Origin of the sequence: Thiocystis violacea, assembly GCF_016583575.1 — a bacterium.
Lineage (GTDB): Bacteria > Pseudomonadota > Gammaproteobacteria > Chromatiales > Chromatiaceae > Thiocystis > Thiocystis violacea.
The window spans coordinates 1-1,250 of sequence record NZ_NRRG01000141.1 but is presented as its reverse complement, the minus strand read 5'-3'; the positions used below and the strand labels follow the sequence as shown (position 1 = coordinate 1,250).

The 1,250-nt window shown below is 57.2% G+C and carries 1 rRNA gene; it reads left to right on the top strand.

Annotation, left to right across the window (positions count from 1 at the left end):
- Nucleotides 1-1,250: ribosomal RNA gene (locus tag CKO27_RS23825) — 16S ribosomal RNA — on the top strand; the annotation flags it as partial.

The following is a 1,250-nucleotide window of genomic DNA, read 5'->3' as shown; positions in this document are numbered from 1 at the left end:
CACGTGAGTAACCTGCCCCAGACTCTGGAATAACCCCGGGAAACCGGAGCTAATACCGGATACGAGACGGAGCCGCATGGCTACCGTTTGGAAAGTTTTTCGGTCTGGGATGGACTCGCGGCCTATCAGCTAGTTGGTGAGGTAACGGCTCACCAAGGCGACGACGGGTAGCCGGCCTGAGAGGGCGACCGGCCACACTGGGACTGAGACACGGCCCAGACTCCTACGGGAGGCAGCAGTGGGGAATATTGCACAATGGGCGAAAGCCTGATGCAGCGACGCCGCGTGAGGGATGAAGGCCTTCGGGTTGTAAACCTCTTTCAGCAGGGAAGAAGCGAAAGTGACGGTACCTGCAGAAGAAGCACCGGCTAACTACGTGCCAGCAGCCGCGGTAATACGTAGGGTGCGAGCGTTGTCCGGAATTATTGGGCGTAAAGAGCTTGTAGGCGGTTTGTCGCGTCTGCCGTGAAAATCCGAGGCTCAACCTCGGACTTGCGGTGGGTACGGGCAGACTAGAGTGTGGTAGGGGAGACTGGAATTCCTGGTGTAGCGGTGAAATGCGCAGATATCAGGAGGAACACCGATGGCGAAGGCAGGTCTCTGGGCCACTACTGACGCTGAGAAGCGAAAGCGTGGGGAGCGAACAGGATTAGATACCCTGGTAGTCCACGCCGTAAACGTTGGGAACTAGGTGTGGGCCTCATTCCACGAGGTCTGTGCCGCAGCTAACGCATTAAGTTCCCCGCCTGGGGAGTACGGCCGCAAGGCTAAAACTCAAAGGAATTGACGGGGGCCCGCACAAGCGGCGGAGCATGTGGATTAATTCGATGCAACGCGAAGAACCTTACCAAGGCTTGACATACACCGGAAACACCCAGAGATGGGTGCCCCGCAAGGTCGGTGTACAGGTGGTGCATGGTTGTCGTCAGCTCGTGTCGTGAGATGTTGGGTTAAGTCCCGCAACGAGCGCAACCCTCGTTCTATGTTGCCAGCGCGTAAAGGCGGGGACTCATAGGAGACTGCCGGGGTCAACTCGGAGGAAGGTGGGGATGACGTCAAATCATCATGCCCCTTATGTCTTGGGCTTCACACATGCTACAATGGCCGGTACAAAGGGCTGCGAAATCGCAAGATGGAGCGAATCCCAAAAAACCGGTCTCAGTTCGGATTGGGGTCTGCAACTCGACCCCATGAAGTCGGAGTCGCTAGTAATCGCAGATCAGCAACGCTGCGGTGAATACGTTCCCGGG